Genomic DNA, 19,286 nt, shown 5'->3' with positions numbered 1-19,286 from the left:
TGATGATGTCGAATCGCGGTGGGTCACTGATGCGACTTCGTGGACTGCTGCGGAAGGAATTCCTACAGGTTCTACGCGATCCGAGTTCACTGGCGATTGCTTTCGTCTTACCAGTCATCTTACTATTACTGTTCGGTTATGGTGTATCGCTCGACGCTGAACATATTCCTATTGCACTTGTGGTCGATCAGCCTTCGGCCGATACCAGCAGTCTGTGTTCCGAGTTTGAACATTCCCACTACTTCCAGCCCATATATATTCATGGTCTGCATACCGCTCAACGGGCAATGATGGAACGGCGGGTTGATGCAATACTACATATTCGCAATGACTTTTCCGAAAAGCTCCGTCGATCAAATGGTGCATCAATTCAGCTTGTTGTGAATGGTGTCGATGCCAACACGGCGCGTCTGATCATCGGATATAGCCAAGGTGCGTATTCAAAATGGCTGGAACGCCGATCAACTGACGAAGGTTTACCGCTGCTAGTTCCCGTGAAAATTCAACAGCGTATTTGGTTCAATAGCAACCTCAGGAGCCGCAACTTTCTCGTTCCTGGTCTGATCGCTGTCATCATGACTCTGATCGGAGCGATGTTAACAGCATTGGTTATGGCGCGCGAATGGGAACGTGGCACGATGGAAGCCCTGATGGCGACGCCTGTCGCAATGCGCGAAGTCCTGATCGGAAAAATTTTGCCTTACTTTGTGCTAGGGATGGGAGGCATGGCTTTGTCAGTCGGAATGGGAGTCTGGTTGTTTCATGTTCCACTACGAGGATCAATGTGGGTGCTTCTGGTCGGCACATCGCTATTCCTGCTAACTGCTTTGGGAATGGGTTTATTAATATCGACGATCGCCCGCATCCAGTTTGTGGCGGCTCAAGTAGCCATCATCACCACATTTCTGCCAGCGTTCATTCTATCGGGATTTATTTTTGACATCGGAAGCATGCCGTATCCGATTCAGTTACTGACACATATTATTCCGGCGCGATACTTTGTAGCGATCTTGCAGACAATCTTTTTGGCAGGCGATGTATGGTCCGTGTTGTTACCCAACGCAATGGCACTGGCAATGATGGCCACGCTTTTCCTTGGGCTGACGCGATACAAATCACGCAAACAGTTAGATTAGGAGATAAATAGGTGTCACGCCTCGTGGCCTTAATCATTAAAGAGTTTCTCACCCTGCTTAAGGATCCCAAAAGCCGGTTCGTGATCATCGGTCCGCCCATAATCCAGCTCGTTGTATTTGGCTATGCAGCTACGTTTGATCTAACGAATGTTCCCTTAGCAATCTATGATGAGAGTAACAGTGAATTGTCACGAGAACTCATCGCGAGATTTGATGGTTCCCCCAACTTTCAACGGGTTGCCACAATCACACACGATGACCAAATCTCACCACTAATCGACACAAAAAAAGTGATCGTAGTCCTGCATATTGGACGACAATTTAGTCGTGACCTGTACCAAAGCCGAACAACCGACGTGCAAGTAATTGTCGATGGACGTGACTCCAATACAGCAATGATTGCCAATGGCTATGCGGATACGATCATTCAAAACTTTAATGTTCAATGGGCGCGTCGCAATGGATTCCCCGGACCGCCCGCCCGCCTTCAGGTGCGAGCCTGGTTCAACCCCAATCTCGTCAGTCGATGGTTCATTATACCAGGCATTGTCGGTTTGCTGACCCTTGTAGTGACAATGATTGTTACATCCCTCTCCGTGGCTCGAGAACGTGAACAGAGCACATTCGATCAATTGCTGGTCACACCGTATCGGCCATGGGAAATTCTAATCGGAAAAGCCGTACCCGGATTTATTATTGGCATGGGCGAGGCTACGTTCATTATTTTCGTTGCCGTTTTTTGGTTTCAAGTCCCTCTTCTGGGAAGCGTAATCACTCTCTATACCGGCATTGCACTGTTTCTTCTGTCGGCCATTGGTGTGGGATTGATGATTTCGTCTCTGTCCACGACTCAACAGCAAGGTTTACTAGGTGCATTCATGTTTCTGGTTCCTGCCATTATTCTCTCCGGGTTTGCCACACCTATAGCCAACATGCCGTCTATTGTGCAGAAACTTACTTATTTAAATCCGATGCGATACTTTATGATCATTCTACGATCCGTATTTCTAGAAGGTACTCCGTTCGAACTGCTGATTGACCAATTCTGGCCAATGGCGGTAATCGGGATCGTGACTCTTGGCACGGCCGCTTGGCTGTTTCGGCGACGGATGTACTAACGGAAAAGCGAACGCCGAAATGCCTGTAGTACCAAGTAGATGTATCCATCGATAAATTTGAGTATCGAAGTACTCCTGCGGCATCCTCATGATGATGAAATTCCTGAGGTCAATCAGCGTATTACTAAATTCAAGTGTTATTGGGATTGCCACCTTGCCAAGTTCTTTTTGCGCATGCAACGTCTCGATCCCGTATGGTCAATTTATTCAGCCGCGCGATAAGATCCTTGAAAATTTGGTTTTGTTCGCCGTTAGTGAGATCAATTCTCCGATGACTGTCACTGTACGCTGGTAAGATAGAAAACCTTTCGTGCTGGATTTCAATGGAGTGCGCATACCGTGATCGCAAAAGACACAGAATAATGTAATTAGTATCTCTACGCTGTCTTGCGATAGTAATAATTCAGCAGCCCACCAAGCCGCTCGCGACACTCAACCTCACCAGCATTTTGGCCAACTTCCTCTCCCGGTTGAATGATACGGTGATCGAGTCCCTGGTGATTGCGTTCTGCGTGATAATGAACCAAGTATTTTTTGATGGCATTCCTTAATGAATTCTCACCAAAGAAAATCATTCTGTCGAGGCACTCTGATTTGAGTGAGCGAAAGAATCGCTCAATAAAAGCATTCAGATTGGGTGGTCTGGGAGGCAAAACTATCGGCTGAATATCTGACTGGCTTAAGATCGACCGAAACGACTCACAAAAAGTTGAATCACGATCCATGATTAGCTTCTGTTTTCCAACCAGAAAACCATCTTCCTCATCTGACAAGTTTCTGGCAATCTGTTTCATCCATGCTTCGTGGAGACTCGTTGTGCAGCCAGCGAAATGAACTCGGCGCGTCTTCAGTTCGATTACAAACAGCAAATAGAAAGTAACAAGCCCACCTTTCGTCCAGACTTCCACAGTGGCAAAGTCGATCGCAGCCAATACCTCCCAGTGTGCTTTGAGGAAGGTGCCCCAGGTTGTCTAGTGTTTGCGATCAGGCGCTGGTTCAATGCCCTGTTCTTTAAGAATCTGGCGTACCGATTCGTCAGAAATCTTGTAGCCCAAATTTATAACAGCAGCAGCAATCCGATCATATCCCAGGTGCCGTTCTCTTTTGCGATTCGAGACTAATCGCTTGACTTCATCAGACAGCTGAGGTCTGCCTGAGTTATTTTTGCGAAGATCAGAATAATCCCATTTAATGGCAACCAACTTTTTATGCCAGCGAAGAATCGTATCTGGTGTAAACAGAGTACCGACTTCTTCGAGTCGCTTACGTCCCAGAATCTTACCTTTAACGGCAAGCCTTCGACGCTGCTCATCATTTAGCAAAATGCGTTTCTTACCTTGTTTCTCTTTAAGAACCTGATTCTCGGTTCTCAGGTATTCGATCACTTCTTGCTGGTGCCTGTTAACCCAACCAGCCATCATGATGAAGAATAGTTGCCAAGGTTGCAGGATGAAGCTCATAGATGGCCCAATGGTGTGAAAGTGTATTCTGAAAATCTAAATGTCAGTATAGTTCGTAGTAACGTCGACTCTGTTTTTTAACTCTAATGCAACCCAGGGGTGTTGATAGTTTCGTTCCATGTACTGCATATAGGCTGCTGATCAGACTATTGCTACCGCGGACAAATCGCGGACAGAATTGAGAATTTCAATGCAATATGACTTCAATCAGTTTTCAACGTTGAATAAACGCAACCTTTTGATAATAATACGATTACAATGTGATTGAGGCATCCTTGATATATAGCCTTTTTAGCTTGAGGGGCTAGTGGGGGTAATCCCCGTGGAGGTTCGAGTCCTCTCTTGGGCACTTTGATATCAAAGGACTTAGGGCAATATCGCTCTAAGTCCTTTTTTTGTTGCTGGGGCGAATTTGATCTGATGAAAGCGTTTTCTGCACCATTTGCCCCGCTCTTAATTTATGAATGACCACTATGATTTTGTCGACTGTAATCTAAAATACTGTCACTCATAGTTCCCATAGATTCTGTTCGTGCCTCCGAACACTCGGCGTTGAGCTCCGCTCCAACCTGGAACAGATCCGTGTTAACTCATTCCTGAGACAATACAAATTCCTACTGGTCTGAGCCAGCTTATTTTTCCTCCAGACGGAGTTCACTTTTTATGTGGCTACATGCATCTTGCCTCCTTGAATTCAACATTCCGGTTGCCACCCCCTTTTTGCTCATGCTTCGTCCCCGCAGTGGATATCAGCAGTGGGTTGGCAGGGAACAGTATGTATTGTCACCCAGTGTGTCAGCGGTCGAGTTCACCGATCCGTTTGGTAATCTATGTCAGCGGTTGGTGGCGCCTGCTGGTCCGTTCTCCATACAAACGTCAGTTGATATAGAAGCCGCTGATGCTTCTGATTCGGCTCCAGGGGCTCATTTTGTCCCAGTGGAGCAATTGCCTGATGAGACACTACCATTTTTGTTGCCAAGTCGTTATTGCGAATCTGATCGCTTCACTCAGATGACTTCGTCGATCGTCGAAGGACGGGCACCCGGGTACGACCAGTGTTCTGCAATCGTTGAGTATATTCGCAACACGATTCAGTATGCACCCGGAGAGGGGCAGGAGATTATCAGCGCCTGCGAAGTCAATGAAAAATCGCTGGCGGTCTGCCGGGATATGGCGCATTTAGGTATCGCCTGTTGTCGGGCGATTTCGATCCCCGCGCGAATGGTCGTGGGGTATCTGGAAACGCTTGAACCGATGGACCTGCACGCCTGGTTTGAAGCCTATGTCGGAGGACGATGGTACACATTCGACCCAACACAAGACAACCTGCAAGGGGGACGAGTCGCTATTGCGTACGGTCGAGATGCCGCTGACGTTGCCATCTACTCACAATTCGGAGACCCTGTCGATTTACTACGAATGGAGGTCAGTGTCGAACGGATGTCTGCCCCCTCTTACTAAGGGAGTGGGTCTAATTTCACATCATCTCCTGAACAAAATCAGCCTGCGCATGTTCGAATTATGATTGCAAACTCGATAAATCCTGCGCGGAGGTTTCGCATACGCATCATTTTCTTCATTCAAATGTTTGCATAGAACATCATCAGCCCCCTCTTGAAAACACGCTTCTATTTCACCATTTCCCTTGATGGAGGGAATCTTCTCTCTTGAGAGAGGAGGTGAATCGGATGATTCTTTTTTCTGCACAAACGCAACGAATTCAAAGCGCTTGGCTGCTTCCGGCAACATGAAAATGTCCTATTGAGATCGCAACTCTCAACCTATGTTTCACTTGTGAAAATGAGACCGTTTAAGGGAGGTTTATTTTGTCTTCAGAGAAATTCCTCCACGATTTCATTTGCTTTTACCGGTTATGAAGCCTCGCCATACAAAGCCTCAAATTTAAGATCGATCGATCTTGATTTGTTTTGAAATTGTCACCGTTATCCAGAAACGCAACTTATTCTTTTAAAGCAGTGTTACTTTTTCAAAACCATTTTCAGGGAACTGGATAGTCACTTCAGTTGATAATATGAATTCACAAAGCCATCAGATGTCACACTCTGAGAAGATGATTGACCAAAAAGATTTGCCTCCCCCAAAAGGGATGAGCCAAAGTCTGGCTCTACCTGCTATGGTTATTCTCTGGCTGGGGGCAGTATTTCTTGGCATGTCTGTAATCTGGGAGTATCAAGTGACGCCGGGGGAAGTTCCCGATGCACCAATCAGCTGGCCAATAGACAGTCGTATGACCTGTAATCATAGACGGCCGACTCTGGTTATGTTTGCGCACCCTCGTTGTCCTTGCACGCGTGCCAGCATTGGCGAACTGGCCTTGATCATGGCGCATGGTCCAGAACGGATTGATGCCCGCGTATTATTCTTTAAACCTGCCCATTTTCTTGAAGGTTGGGAAAAGACAGATCTCTGGGAAACAGCGAAGCACATCCCCGGGGTCTCTGTTTCCAGTGATATCGATGGTTCCGAGGCTCAATTATTTGGTGCCACGACTTCCGGTTATGTCTTACTTTATGATGCAAATGGACAATTATTATTTCACGGTGGTATCACGGGTTCACGGGGCCATTCAGGTGACAACGCGGGAAGAACAGCAATCGAAACAATCTTAATCGGTGGCAATACCGACAAACAAACAACATTCACCTTTGGATGCCCTTTGCTTGGACGAAACGATGTTTGTCAGCAGGAGAATCAATAATGCCTACTCGAATTTTATCTGCAACGATGAACGAAACAGCTTCGAAAAGGGCGGATGAACTGTTTACGGTTAATCGGCGAGATCTTTACAGAAGAACCGACCGACTCTTTGCCTGTCTGATGATTGTGCAGTGGTTTGCTGCGATCGGAGCCGCATTTCTGGTAACTCCACGAACATGGATCGGCTCTGTCAGCGAAACACATCTGCATGTCTGGGCGGCAATATTATTTGGGGGATTGATTACCCTCTTCCCTGTGCTATTAACTTATCTCCGTCCTGGTGCCACCTTAACACGGCATTCAATTGCGATTGGCCAAATGTTGACATCATCGCTCTTGATCCATCTGAGTGGAGGGCGCATTGAAACACACTTCCATATTTTTGGATCGCTGGCGTTTCTGGCCTTTTATCGAGACTGGCGTGTACTGGTGACAGCCACAACAGTAGTAGTCATCGATCATACTGCATTTGGTCTCTTCTATCCGCAGGCAGTATTCGGGACTCTCTCAGCAAGCCCCTGGCGGATCGTAGAGCATGGTGCCTGGGTTGTCTTTGAAGATATCTTTCTGCTGATTGCCATTAATCAGAGTTTGCGTGAAATGAGAGCAATGGCACAACAAAGAGCAACACTGGAAGAAACCAACGAAACAGTAGAAACAGAGGTTCAAAAACGAACACACGAATTACATTCAGCTAACCAGTTGATCTCAGAAAATAACCGTATACTGGAGCAGAAAACTCTGGAACTGAAACAGCAGGCTGAAGAGTTGTTAGCAGCGAATGAACGAGCCGAACAACTCAGCGCGTTCGGTAAAATTCTGGATCAATCTCATAACGAAATATTTATCGGCGATCCCGAGACCTACCATTTTATTTATGCCAATCGAGGAGCGCGACTCAATATTGGTTATAATCTGGAAGAATTGCAAAAACTTACTCCTGTGGATATCACATCAGGTCTCACAAAGCCTGATTTAGAAAGGATGCTGGAGCCTCTCAAGCTTGGTTTGCAAAGCTATGTCGAATTAAACAGCATACATCGTAGAAAAGATGGGTCAGAATATCCAGTCGAAGTGCACATTGAATCTTCTGTTCTAGGAACGAGAAAGGTTTTTGTAGCCGTCATACTGGATATTACAGAACAGCAACGATCTTCCAAAGCAATTGAGCGGCTGTCACGATTCCCCGACGAAGATAGCAACCCGGTCATGCGAGCCTCTGCTGACGGGACGTTACTATACGCCAATAAATCGAGTAAACATTTACTTGATTTCTGGGAAACCCAAAAGGAAAAACCACTTCCTGACGAAATCTATTATACCTGTCAGCAGGCTCTGGAAAAATGTGAGCCGATTGAACTTGAGATCGATGCCATCGATCGATATTACTCTCTGATCGTGACACCGATTGCCAAAGAAGAGAGCTACGTCAACCTGTATGCAACGGACATTACTTCGCGTAAGCATGCTGAAGTCGATCTAATCAAAGCAAAAGAAGTTGCTGAGGCGGCGAACCGCGCCAAAAGTGAATTCCTGACGAACATGAGTCATGAAATCCGAACTCCCATGAACGCCATTTTGGGGTTCAGTGATCTTATTCTAGACAGTGCCGGTGAACCGGGCGAAGTAGAATCGGCACGTACGATCAAGGAAAACGGAGAATTTCTAATCAAGCTGATTACTGATATTCTCGACTTATCCAGCATCGAATCTGAAAAGCTTCTTGTAGAATTAGTGCGGTGTTCTCCTCACGAAATCATGCGTAAGGTGGTCTCTTTAATGAAACTCCAGGCAAAAACCAAAGGTCTGGAATTTGACTTCCGCATTGATGGTCCTATCCCGGAAACAATTCATACTGATCCCACAAGATTGACTCAAATCCTGATCAATCTCATTGGAAATGCCATTAAATTTACGGAGACAGGAACTGTTGAGGTGATTGCTCGTCTGATGAATGAACAGAGTCAGCAACCTCAACTCCAGTTTGATATCATCGACACCGGCATTGGGATCGCCGAAGATAAAACCCATATGCTTTTCTTACCGTTTACCCAAGCCGATGGTTCCATGACACGGAAATATGGTGGAACCGGTCTGGGGCTCGCAATCAGCAAACGGTTGACAGAACTCCTGGGGGGGACCATTTCTGTTACCAGTACTCCTGGAAAAGGCAGTCTCTTTTCCTTCACCATTAACACTGGTTCCTTAGATAATATTCGCCTGATTGAAGGGCATATTACAGCGCCGGTAAGTAAGAAAACTGACTCAAAACCGGAAATATCAAATGAGCTTCCGCTACTCAACCAACATATTCTGGTGACTGAAGATGGAATCGACAACCAACGACTGATCAGCTTTATTCTGAAAAAGGCAGGCGCTGAAGTCTCGTTGGCAGAGAACGGACAAATATCTTTTGATCAGGCCACAGCCGCCATGCGAGATGGAAGCCCTTTCGACGCGATTCTGATGGATATGCAAATGCCGGTACTGGACGGCTATAACGCCACTCAACAATTAAGAGAAGCCAATTTCCATGGACCAATTATTGCTTTAACAGCTCATGCGTTAAGTGGTGATCGTCAAAAGTGTATTGATGCCGGCTGCGATGACTATCTGACCAAGCCAATTGACCGCAGAAAGCTGATTGAAGTTGTGGCCAGTTATATACATGAAAGAAATCAGAATCAGGCATATGCCAACTAAAAACAGTTACATCGAGAACTTAAAAGTAGATTCTCTGACATCGATCAATGTATCTCCTGATTTTCAGAAATAATCAATTTTCGCCGTGATTTTTCTTCCTTGATCCCGCCTTGATGCTGGCAGGATCTTTTTTCAGGGGGGGGGAGATTTCACGATGCGATGGACGTTATTTCCATTACAAGACTGCAAGTGGGGCAGAAAAGGACGCCTTTGTGCTGTTGTCAGTGTCGTCATTTTCTTACTGACAGCGGCGCTGATCGGGCGGCCAATACTGCACTTAGCTCAAATCGCCTGGCAGGATACCGAAGCGCGCGAATTGCCGCCGGAAGGTTTCATGGATGATGCCAGCCGAATGAATTTAACCCAAATCAATCAGGTTTGGCCGGTTCCCCTGGATACGACAGTAGCCGAAACACAACTTGCACAATTGTTGGCGCACGCGCATCGTAAAGGATTGCGCATCTCGATTGCCGGCTCGCGACACAGTATGGGAGGCCATACCCTGGTTCCCGGCGGGATCATGATCGACATGACGCCCTTTAGAAACATGGAACTGCATGCAGCACAGGGTTTATTGCACGTTCAGGCGGGAGCCAAGTGGAGTGAAATCATTCCCTGGCTCAACCAGCGCGGAAAATCTGTCGCGATCATGCAGTCGAACAATTCTTTCACCATCGGCGGGTCTGTCAGTGTGAATTGTCATGGCTGGCAATACGGCCAACCTCCCATCGCCTCGTCAGTGGAATCCTTTCGATTGATGTTGGCTGATGGGAAAATTGTCCATTGCAGTCGAACCAGAAACAAAGAGCTGTTTTCACTGGCGCTGGGTGGGTACGGCCTGTTTGGTGTGATTCTGGATGTTGATTTGCGAGTTGTGCCGAATGAAAGATACCGATTGGAACAATCAATCGTCCCTGTCGAACAGGCTCTGAATATGTTCGACACAATGATCGACGATCCCGATGTCGCAATGACATTCTCGCGAATGAATATCACCCCCGATCATTTTCTGCAGGACGTCATCATCAATGTGTTTTATCGCGATCCAGATCCGTCAGGAGACATACCTGATCTGGCAGAACCAGGCATGGCAGCAATACGACGTCATATTTTCCGAGGATCCAGCAACAACGAATACGGAAAAAAACTGCGCTGGAATGCAGAGACAAAACTGCAACCACATTTGCAACAGAAATATTATTCGCGGAACCAATTACTGAATGAAAGTGTAGAAATCTTTGAGAATCGGTCTGCAGATCACACCGACATTCTACATGAATATTTTATACCTGAAGCAGGTCTTGTGATTTTTGTCAAAGCGTTACGTGAGATCATTCCACGACATAATCAGGACCTGTTGAATGTGACAGTGCGTCAAGTCGAAATGGATGAGGACACCTTTCTCCGCTATGCAGATCAGCGGCAATTTGCGTTCGTCATGTTATTTTATCAACCACGAACAGAAGCAGGAGAAAAGCAAATGAAGGCAATGTCTGTGGATTTGATCGAAGCAGCACTTGAAGCCGGCGGGCGGTACTACCTGCCCTACCGTCTGCACGCGACGCCACAACAGTTTCACAGCGCCTACCCCCAGGCAAAACAGTTTTTTAAATTGAAGAGGGCCTATGATCCTCAGGAACTGTTCCAGAATCATTTCTATCAGAAATATGAGAACCCTGAGGAAGAGATAGAGTAAGATGAGAAACAGGATTTCGAAACTGATTCTTGAGATCATAATAATGAAAGCAATTCAATGTGGATCCGCCTGAGGCTGGATATTGGCTGGCGCGACTTATGCTTTGGATTCTGCAGCTCACTGCTGCCGGGAGGCAGGCAAGTCGCGCATGAAAAACTGGAAGACCTCTGGTCGAGAAGTGACAAGGATGCGCTGGCATGTCTTTCAGTCCGCAGTGGATTCGATCTGCTGCTGTCGGCCCTTGACCTGCCGACAGGATCAGAGGTTCTGTTTTCCGCAGTCACAATTCCCGACATGCCACTGATTGCGAGAGCTCATGAACTCATCCCGGTCCCCGTTGATCTCAGCGGCAGCGATTTTCAGCTTGACGTTACTGCTCTAAGAAAAGCAGTGACTTCAAAATCAAAAGTGCTCATCGTATCGCACCTGTTCGGTGCCCGACCTGAGATGCAGGAAATTCTCGAAGTAACCCGCGAACACGGTCTCTATGTGGTAGAAGACTGTGCTCAGGCATGGTGTCAACCCGAGTGGCGCGGAAGCAAACAAGCAGACGCCAGTCTATTCAGTTTTGGTCCCATCAAAACGGTAACGGCGCTGGGCGGCGCGCTCTGCCGCGTGAGTGATCCGGCTATTCTTGATCGTATGCGAAACAGACAAGCGCAGGAGCCTGTTCAGCCCGGTAAAAAACTCATCTTCAACATCTGTAAATTTGCCTGCCTCAAAGTAATCTCGACAAAACCTTTTTTCGATATCATCACCGCACTCGCCAGACGATGGGGAAAAAGTGTTGACGACGTCCTCGGCGGTCTGACTCGCGGCTTTGCAGATGAAAATTTGCTGGCCCAATTACGCCAACAGCCCAGCACAGGCACACTCCGGCTGCTGAGACATCGTCTGCAAACCTACAACGCCCGCCGAATCCACCAACGGATCCAACACGCACAACGAATTATTACCTGGTTAGGACTGGAACAATCACAGCCGGAACTACTCGACCCCCGACACTCGTTCTGGCTGTTTCCATTGCTGAACAATCAACCTGAAAGGCTGATTGCGAATTTAGAACAACAGGGTTTTGATAGCACGCAGCGGGGACGCCTGGCAGTGGTTCCCCCGCCCGCGGATCGGCCTGAACTCAACTGCCCGCATGCAACACATCTGTTAAACCTAACGGTGTTTCTCCCCTGTTACCCGGAACTGACTGACGCAGCCGTTGATGCGATGTGTGGTTTGATCATCCAATTAGCACAGGAAGAAACGGTCTATAACTGATAGACCTCATAAGGTGCACTGCAGGGAGTCCCCCGTGAGACGTGCATGCGTCTCTCGCCGGGCTCGATGATCACAGAAAAGACGGTCTGCCAGAACCCGTGATCTGGATCATCGTTGGCATGCCGACAGATGGAACGAGGATGGCCCCGGTGATCCCTGAGCGCCGTCTTGATTTCTTCAACTCCGATCTCGGCGGTATTTGCACTCAGCAATTTATCAATACGGGCTTTGCGAGGATGCGAGCCGATCAGCTCTGGAAACTGTTCGTTATATTCACACAGATCTGGATGAAGACAGTGATTGGTATGCGTTATCCAACTAGTTTCTTCCGGACGTAGAACCTGCACGTTGTCTATGGTGACTTCGAAGTCGGCAGGTCCTTCGGGTGTGGTTAACATGATATTCGCTGGAATCGCACGCTGTGCCCGCCAAATCGCGTTTACCGCGGCAGCTAGACTGGTTGCCTCATATAATTCGCGGAGCGTGAAATAATGTGGAACTCCCAGCGAGCGACTCGGTGCCGGCAGCGAATTCAGACAGGCCCCGATCCCGGCTTCATTAAAGCCGATATAGGAAATTAATCCTGCCTGGGTCAGTGTCATCAGTGCCGGTTTTCCAACCGGGCGGCGTGTCAGCATGATGGTGAAGGGATCGAGCGTAGGATCATTGTCCCAGTTTTGCGCGACAATCGCGGAACATTTCGAAGTCGCAGGCAGGCTGATTGAGGTACAACCTGAGTCGGGGTCTGGAGTGAACTGATTACGAATCTGCAACAGCATGATTTTCCAGAACGGCAGTCCCGTTGCTTCAGCAATGCCCTGCAGTTCCTCAACAGAATCCGGACTATATTCTTTCGCCAACGGCAGGCACTGTTCCGCTAACGCTTTTGCCTGATCGCCACTGATCTGCATGGTTTCCTGCAGCCGAACTAGCGCCACCTCGCAAAACGACTGCACTTCTTCTCGCGCTGTCTCTCCCACCTGCTGCCCCATTTCACGGGGCGTGCCTGCGACTTCTAATTCACGATAACGGGTGGTTTCAGGCATGAACGCTTCTCACTGCTAATAGAGGAAATCGGCTTTTGTTCTCACCCTCATCATACTGATTCCGCTCAGAGTTGTTGACCATCCATCGAAGAAATGGCTGTGTCCTGAACTTCTTTTTTTATGAATGTCTTCTCATTAGAAGCTTCAGCACGAAATTTTTCGCGGAGAAAAGACTTCACGATATTACTTCGAGAGAAATCGGAGCCGGTTATTAAGGAAAGCCAACCTTCGCCAAAAGACAGAAAATCAACCAGACTATGACGATCGAACACTTTCCGAGTCAATTCTTCAATCGTCTGCTCGTGCGTCGCAATCTGATTTACCCGACTGCGAATCGTCAGCAGAAAGTCCAGTTTTCTCTGTAACTGCTGTTCTACCGCCTCGCTCCCTTGAAAAACGGTGCCATGCGCATCAAATAGCCATTCGGGCCTTAATGCCATCACTTTTTCCAGGCTGGCTATCCATTGGGGACCATCCGCATCACCCAATTGACTGTCCAGGTCGGCGGCGATGTAGAGATCTCCGCTGAATAAGATTTTTTTGTTCGGTTCAAACAGACAGATATGCCCCGGACAATGTCCGGGGGTTTCGATAACATCAAATTGCGTATGCTCTGTCTTGATTGACGCCCCGATGGGACTCGCATCCGCAATATGAGTCGGGCCAAATAGAAAACTGCGATACCAGCGCAATTCGACGGGAAAACGAATTTCCGGAATCGCATCCGGATGAACCAGCACCTGTGCTTTACACAGCTCGACCAAAAGGTCGTTGTTTCCCGTATGATCTTCATGATAGTGCGTGTTGACGACGGTGGTGATGCTATCCATGACCCCCAGTTCGATGAGTGTCTGTTTCAAACTGCGACGTGCCCAGGGAAAGCCCGTGTCGATCAACAGCGATCCATCCACGAGATAACAGACGGCGTAATCGTATCCTCCACTGAACCGGCTTAACAGGCGTGTCAGTAAATTATCGATCTGGATACAGGTGACATATTCCACGGGTTGCGTCACAGTCACACGAAATGGCCATAAGGGAAAACGCCGACAGAATAGTGCATAAGGCTGCCACAATAGAAATCGCAGCCATTTCCCAATCATGGTATTCTCCCCCACAGGAACCTTGTTTGCTCATCAGAACCAGAAGCGGATCGACTGGAACCAATTTTCTCAAACCAGGGGTCCAGACGTTGTGCCAGCCGAGGCCAGTTCTGATGAGGAACGTTCGGATAAAGATGATGCTCCAGATGGTAGAGATGATCAAAGGCAATGAAACGAAACAGTGTCCCTCGAAATAATCGTGTCTGATGCACGGCATCGGTTGCCCGCGAATCATGTGGGATAAATGCAGTAATGAGCGGAATAATCCAGCTCCCGGCAATCATCAGACCGACATAGATGACAGGAAGGAGAGTATACGGAATCGCGATCAGGGCTCCCAGGATCAGGCAAAACACAAGCACTCCTTCAGCAATAATCCAGCTCAATCGACCCCGCGGATTTCGCAGCGCCCAGATATAAATTCGAAACTGAAACACAAAACCTTCCAGGATGGCCCGCGAGAAAGACATGCGGGATGCATCAGCTTCAATATCATCTTCATGTGGAAATCGTGCATGGTGGTTCAAATGAACCACCTGATAAGCATGGCCGCTCCGAAGCGAAATCGCTTCGATCAGAAATAAGAAAAACTCATTGGTCCTGCGCTGCAATCCCAGATTGTGATGAACCAGATCGTGTGAAGTAGAGCCGTAAGTAATAAAGCTCATTACAACCAGCGACAAGACTGCAAAGACCCAGTGTCCAGAACAGGCAAACAGCCAATACGCGAGACAGGCAATGAAGGGGATTGAAAGAGTTCGAACCCGCTGACATCTTGTAATCTGAAGCAAATCAGTACCGATGTCTGAAAGCCGAGGAAGACCTGTGGCTGAGATGCTCTTATTCATGTCGAACGCCAACAGGCTAAAATGAAACAGTGACTAAAACTATCTTAGCATAGGAGATCTGAAAATAAATCTGTTAACGAGATATTAAAGTAATTTGAGAGAAGTTGTTCCTGAACCGTTTTCAAAGTTTGGTTGCCCCAGGTTTGCAGACGGCACGAAAGCCGATGCTGGGTGATGCCAGTTTTTTCCGTTTTGCGTAGATGCCGCCATGATAGACCACGATCCAGGCACGTCGCTCGTCTGCTTCGTCAGACGTCCAGAGATAAATCAGGGGGGAGTAGGGATCCCAGAGCGGAGCCTCTTTATCAGGTTTGCGTTCGTAGTCTGGCTGCTTACGAACGGGGTCCCATGTTCCGCCTGCATTTCGATTGCCACGCGTCAATGAACAGACGACTTCTTCGCGCGTTGGCAACCGCCAGAAATCTTGCGGTTCGTTGGCCAGTGACAGACCATCCTCAGTCAGATAGCGAACGCGTTCGCGGGCCTCGTGCCAGTCAACGCCTCCGTCCCGACTCCACCCGGGCCCGGCCGGCGCCCAGACGAGAGTCACCCCCTGCCCTTCCACCAACCGCTCTCCCCGATCACCATCATCGAATCGCGTGCAAACCCGATAGACAGGCTCTGCCCCCGATCCCAGTAATATCAACAGAGGAATTCCCATCGCAACAGCATAAGCGGCTGCTTTGGGCTGCGGTCGCCCGAATAGAAACAGAAGGCCCACTATCATCGGCAGGGCAGTCAAACAAAGTATGATCTGAATTGAAATACTCGACCGATCGATGATGATAAGAGTTGCGATCACCGCTCCCAGCAAAAGAAACAACACTGCGCCGACACGGGGCCAGCGAATCCCCAATACGGCGAGACCACTAAAGACGACTGCCGGGCTGAGATAAGCGGCCGTCTGCAGCAGCCGCATCCCTAATTGAGGTTGCCACCAACCTTCGTGAAAGGCCTCAATGGTCCCCCAGAACGACCAGAAGCTGGCAGCAAGTGTGACCAGCAGCACACCAATCCAGCCAATGAGATTCATGGTGCGCAACTGGTTCCTCCCTCGATCAAATTACCGGCTCGCCTTTTCGTTCTTTTTGGCCTTCTTCAGTGTGGTCAGGTACTCGACGATGTTGACGAGTTCTTCCTGAGTCAGCACTTTCTGCAGGTCGGCAGGCATGAGGGAGATCTTTTGTTGAATGATTTCATCTACGTCATCCATTTTGAAGGTGCGTGAGATCGCTTCCGCATCCTTGATCGTGATGGCGTCGTCGGTTTTATTAACCAGGAGCCCATTCACAACGTTTCCCGATTCCAGAATCAGTGTATACGATTCATAGTTGTGGCTGATCCCGGCACTGGGATAGAGGATTGATTCGAACAGCGCTTCGCGGCTCAGCTTCTTACCGATCTCAGACAGATTCGGCCCGACCTCTTTACCCATGCCATTCACGACATGGCATTTGGCACAAGTACCCTTGGTATTGAACATCACCCGACCATCCAGTGTATCTCCCTTCATCCCTGCTAAAACATTGATCGGAGGCAGAGGTTTATTGTCTTTGGTCGGAGGTGCCGGGAATAGTTTGGCCGCACGTTCTTTCACATCTTTCATAATCGTCGAAGACATTGCTGCAGCAGCGGTCTGTTTTAATTGCGGGGCAAAAGAACCTTTCTCTGCCAGATCAAGCAGCGCATGTGCACCGGAACGAGTCTTGGCAATCGCCCGGACGGCTTCGCGTCGATCGACCAGCGGCTCCTGATTGTCTTTGATGATTTTTAACAGGATCGCATTAGCACCATTATGTCCGGCACTTCCCAAAGCCCAGATCAGATCAAGCTTTTGATTCTGTTCTTTTTCGGTATCTGCTTTTTCCTGCAGCGATTTTCGGATCAACGCATTCTGCTTCAGGCTCAAGGCCGCGCGAATTGCATCGACGGCTGCCTGAGATTTACCCGACTGGCTGGCCAACGCGACCAACTCGGGATAGTAGTCAGACGCCTTAAACTTTTCGACCAGCTTCGTGAACTCGGGAGTCCCCCGGCTGCTGTCGATGACTTGTGCCAATGCATGCTGGTACTTTTTATCCTGTGTCACAACGTTCGCAGGCATTCGGGAAATGGCTTCTGCGATGATGTAGGTCTCCCGGGTTTTGTTTCCAGGTTCTTTCATGAGAGCCAATTCTGCAACCGCTGTATTTTTTTCTTTCCCTGGAATAAAGTCCAATGCACGGAAATAGCGAGGTAACGTGGCTAATTTCGTATCCGGGTTCTCGATGATTTTAACCAGATAAGGCACAGCTAATGGAATCTTGGATCGCCACAATAGATCGCGGCCAACGGGAGTATCCCAATTGTCGCCTGCCTGCTTGAGCCAGGCTGACATGAATTTTGACTCCTGCTCATCCATGCCGACTCCGAGTGCTTCCAGATACCAGCGATCTTTTCCATCATATTGATCAGCCAGGGTAACCCAGAGCTCGGGTGCGGACGAGGATTGATTGTGATGCAGTGCGATGGCACACTCACGACGCACTTGCGGTGAGGGATCTTTCACCAAATGTTTCACATAGGGAATCACGTCCAGCTTATAACGACGGCCGGCGCGCAGTCCGGTGATGCGAATATCAGGATTCTCATCTTTGATCGCGCGTTCGACGTACTGGTTTGACTTACCCTTTATACCAGCCAACAGCCAGAGGGCGCGAGCGCGGTTCCTCTGGTTGTCAGTCTGATAGAGTACTTCCAATTGTGGTTCTGCTTGCTCTTGTAAATCGTGCAATTTATTCCAGGCTAAATAGCGGGTTGCCAGATTCGGGCTTTTGATTCCGGCAATCGCGCCTTCGATTGTACTCAGGTCAAGTTTGTCAAATTGATATTTTGTATTGGGAGGTGCGATGCGGAAAATACGTCCCCGTTCCTGATCTCCAATCCGGTGTCCGCCGACGCCCGGATCATACCAGTCGGCAACGAACAGAGACCCATCGGGGGCAACACAGACATCGGACGGGCGGAACCATTTGTCTTTTTCACTGGTGATGATGTTGGCGATTTCGGCTTTGTAGCCTGCGCCCTCTTTTTCAACCGGATACGCGCGGACCACATTCGGTCCGGCATCGGAGTGGATAATTTCGCCCTGATATTTTTTCGGCAGAAGAGAACCTTCATAAACACAGATTCCCGTTGGTGAGCCCGCACCTGTCTGCAACAGGTTTGGAACCACTCCCGGATCACGCAGGTGCCAGTGACGCAGGGGAATTTCCTCATGCATGCCAGTTCGCGGCGTCTTCCAGCGCGCCCCCGTCAGTTGATCGAGATAGCCGTAGTTTCCGTATTCCATCACATAATTGATGCGGACGCCACGGTTACCGTCATCGTCGTTATCTGACTGCCAGAGGGTGCCGAAAGAATCGACGGTGATTTCGTAGTTATTTCGGAAGTTATGTCCCAGCACTTCGAAGTCAGAGCCATCCAGATTACATCGGAAGACCATGCCGCCCCAGTAAGGTTTACCATTATCCAAAACGGGACGTCCGTCACTTTCAAGAATCGGTTTGCCATCACGGTCAAAAACCTGTTTTCCAGTATTCCCAAAGTTCCAGTACAGTTTTCCATCGGGACCAAAAATCGAAGTATGGGCGGAATGATCGTGCTCGCCACCAGCAACTTTAAACAGCAACTCTTTCTTGTCTGCTTTTCCATCATTGTTTTCATCGGTGAAGAGAAACACATTCGGTGAAGCGGCAACGATGACTTTGTTGCCCAACACACAGATCCCCTGTGAACCGTTGATTTCATTTCCCTGATAAAAGACGGTTATCTTATCGGCTTTTCCATCGGCGTCTGTATCTTCCAGAATCAGAATCCGGTCACCCTCTTTGCGGGTCGGAATCCCACGCAGATTGGCGCGGTAATTGACCACTTCACAGATCCAGACGCGGCCTTGTGAGTCGACGTCCATACTGGAGGGACTGCTGATTTTGGGTTCGGACGCAAACAGTGTTGCCTGCAGGCCGGGAGCCACCGATAAACTGGGGACAGCCTGATTGGGGTCATGTTCAGTCTGTGCAGACAGGGTCGCGACGTTGAATGTCGTATTCAGAAACAGGGCGGGAATAATCGCAAGCCAACGATACTTCATGGAGTCAGTTTCCTTCTTATGTTTTAGCTGATGTCCCGGGCGTGAGGTTCATTT

Annotated in this window: 15 protein-coding genes; 7 read left to right on the top strand and 8 right to left on the bottom strand. The window is 48.6% G+C overall.

Features of this window, described 5'->3' with window-relative positions; all coding sequences use genetic code 11:
* Positions 1 to 2 precede the first annotated feature (2 nt).
* Both Enr17x_RS01715 and Enr17x_RS01710 read left to right on the top strand, forming a co-directional pair.
* On the top strand, positions 3 to 1,136 hold the full coding sequence (locus Enr17x_RS01715; RefSeq protein WP_197995647.1) for an ABC transporter permease: 1,134 nt from the start codon (positions 3 to 5) through the stop codon (positions 1,134 to 1,136).
* Positions 1,137 to 1,147: 11 nt separating this feature from the next.
* On the top strand, positions 1,148 to 2,254 hold the full coding sequence (locus Enr17x_RS01710) for an ABC transporter permease (protein WP_145305523.1): 1,107 nt from the start codon (positions 1,148 to 1,150) through the stop codon (positions 2,252 to 2,254).
* 377 nt (positions 2,255 to 2,631) lie between these two features.
* Here the strand turns inward: Enr17x_RS01710 and Enr17x_RS01705 are convergent, their stop codons facing one another.
* Complete coding sequence (locus Enr17x_RS01705; protein WP_232100913.1) at positions 2,632 to 3,048, bottom strand: integrase core domain-containing protein; 417 nt, start codon at positions 3,046 to 3,048, stop codon at positions 2,632 to 2,634.
* Between the two features lie 177 nt (positions 3,049 to 3,225).
* Positions 3,226 to 3,714, bottom strand: coding sequence for a hypothetical protein (locus Enr17x_RS01700; protein WP_145223894.1), 489 nt, complete (start codon positions 3,712 to 3,714; stop codon positions 3,226 to 3,228).
* Between the two features lie 663 nt (positions 3,715 to 4,377).
* Between Enr17x_RS01700 and Enr17x_RS01695 the strand changes: the two genes are divergently transcribed.
* A complete protein-coding gene (locus Enr17x_RS01695; protein WP_145305522.1) occupies positions 4,378 to 5,175 on the top strand; it encodes a transglutaminase domain-containing protein in 798 nt (265 codons plus the stop codon).
* A 21-nt stretch (positions 5,176 to 5,196) separates the two neighbouring features.
* Here Enr17x_RS01695 and Enr17x_RS01690 read toward each other — a convergent pair whose 3' ends face one another.
* Positions 5,197 to 5,463: a hypothetical protein gene (locus Enr17x_RS01690; protein ID WP_145305521.1), complete on the bottom strand. Its 267-nt coding sequence runs from the start codon at positions 5,461 to 5,463 to the stop codon at positions 5,197 to 5,199.
* A 304-nt stretch (positions 5,464 to 5,767) separates the two neighbouring features.
* Here Enr17x_RS01690 and Enr17x_RS01685 point away from each other — a divergent pair, with 304 nt between their 5' ends.
* From Enr17x_RS01685 to Enr17x_RS01670, 4 genes are all read left to right on the top strand, one after another.
* Positions 5,768 to 6,433, top strand: coding sequence for a thioredoxin domain-containing protein (locus Enr17x_RS01685; RefSeq protein WP_145305520.1), 666 nt, complete (start codon positions 5,768 to 5,770; stop codon positions 6,431 to 6,433).
* Positions 6,433 to 9,135 (top strand): PAS domain-containing hybrid sensor histidine kinase/response regulator, encoded by a 2,703-nt coding sequence (locus tag Enr17x_RS01680; RefSeq protein WP_198000912.1) that lies wholly within the window; start codon positions 6,433 to 6,435, stop codon positions 9,133 to 9,135. Before Enr17x_RS01685 ends, Enr17x_RS01680 begins: the two co-directional genes overlap by 1 nt.
* A gap of 154 nt (positions 9,136 to 9,289) precedes the next feature.
* Positions 9,290 to 10,831 carry an FAD-binding oxidoreductase gene (locus Enr17x_RS01675; protein WP_145305518.1) on the top strand — a complete coding sequence of 514 codons (1,542 nt, stop codon included), beginning with the start codon at positions 9,290 to 9,292 and terminating at the stop codon, positions 10,829 to 10,831.
* A gap of 57 nt (positions 10,832 to 10,888) precedes the next feature.
* Complete coding sequence (locus Enr17x_RS01670) at positions 10,889 to 12,103, top strand: aminotransferase class I/II-fold pyridoxal phosphate-dependent enzyme (protein ID WP_145305517.1); 1,215 nt, start codon at positions 10,889 to 10,891, stop codon at positions 12,101 to 12,103.
* Here Enr17x_RS01670 and Enr17x_RS01665 read toward each other — a convergent pair.
* The 5 genes from Enr17x_RS01665 to Enr17x_RS01645 all read right to left on the bottom strand — a co-directional run bounded on the left by Enr17x_RS01665 (position 12,094) and on the right by Enr17x_RS01645 (position 19,232).
* Positions 12,094 to 13,149 (bottom strand): C45 family autoproteolytic acyltransferase/hydolase, encoded by a 1,056-nt coding sequence (locus Enr17x_RS01665; RefSeq protein WP_145305516.1) that lies wholly within the window; start codon positions 13,147 to 13,149, stop codon positions 12,094 to 12,096. The genes Enr17x_RS01670 and Enr17x_RS01665 overlap by 10 nt on opposite strands.
* A 65-nt stretch (positions 13,150 to 13,214) precedes the next feature.
* Positions 13,215 to 14,252 carry an MBL fold metallo-hydrolase gene (locus tag Enr17x_RS01660; protein ID WP_145305515.1) on the bottom strand — a complete coding sequence of 346 codons (1,038 nt, stop codon included), beginning with the start codon at positions 14,250 to 14,252 and terminating at the stop codon, positions 13,215 to 13,217.
* Positions 14,249 to 15,100, bottom strand: coding sequence for a fatty acid desaturase family protein (locus tag Enr17x_RS01655; RefSeq protein WP_145305514.1), 852 nt, complete (start codon positions 15,098 to 15,100; stop codon positions 14,249 to 14,251). The genes Enr17x_RS01660 and Enr17x_RS01655 overlap by 4 nt, the downstream gene beginning before the upstream one ends.
* Before the next feature lie 121 nt (positions 15,101 to 15,221).
* Positions 15,222 to 16,133 carry a DUF7670 domain-containing protein gene (locus Enr17x_RS01650; protein WP_449267336.1) on the bottom strand — a complete coding sequence of 304 codons (912 nt, stop codon included), beginning with the start codon at positions 16,131 to 16,133 and terminating at the stop codon, positions 15,222 to 15,224.
* 30 nt (positions 16,134 to 16,163) lie between these two features.
* Positions 16,164 to 19,232 carry a PVC-type heme-binding CxxCH protein gene (locus Enr17x_RS01645; protein WP_145305512.1) on the bottom strand — a complete coding sequence of 1,023 codons (3,069 nt, stop codon included), beginning with the start codon at positions 19,230 to 19,232 and terminating at the stop codon, positions 16,164 to 16,166.
* Between the last annotated feature and the right edge of the window lie 54 nt (positions 19,233 to 19,286).

This window comes from Gimesia fumaroli, assembly GCF_007754425.1.
GTDB lineage: Bacteria > Planctomycetota > Planctomycetia > Planctomycetales > Planctomycetaceae > Gimesia > Gimesia fumaroli.
The sequence above is the reverse complement of the archived record's forward strand: the minus strand, read 5'-3'. Positions and strand labels throughout refer to the sequence as shown.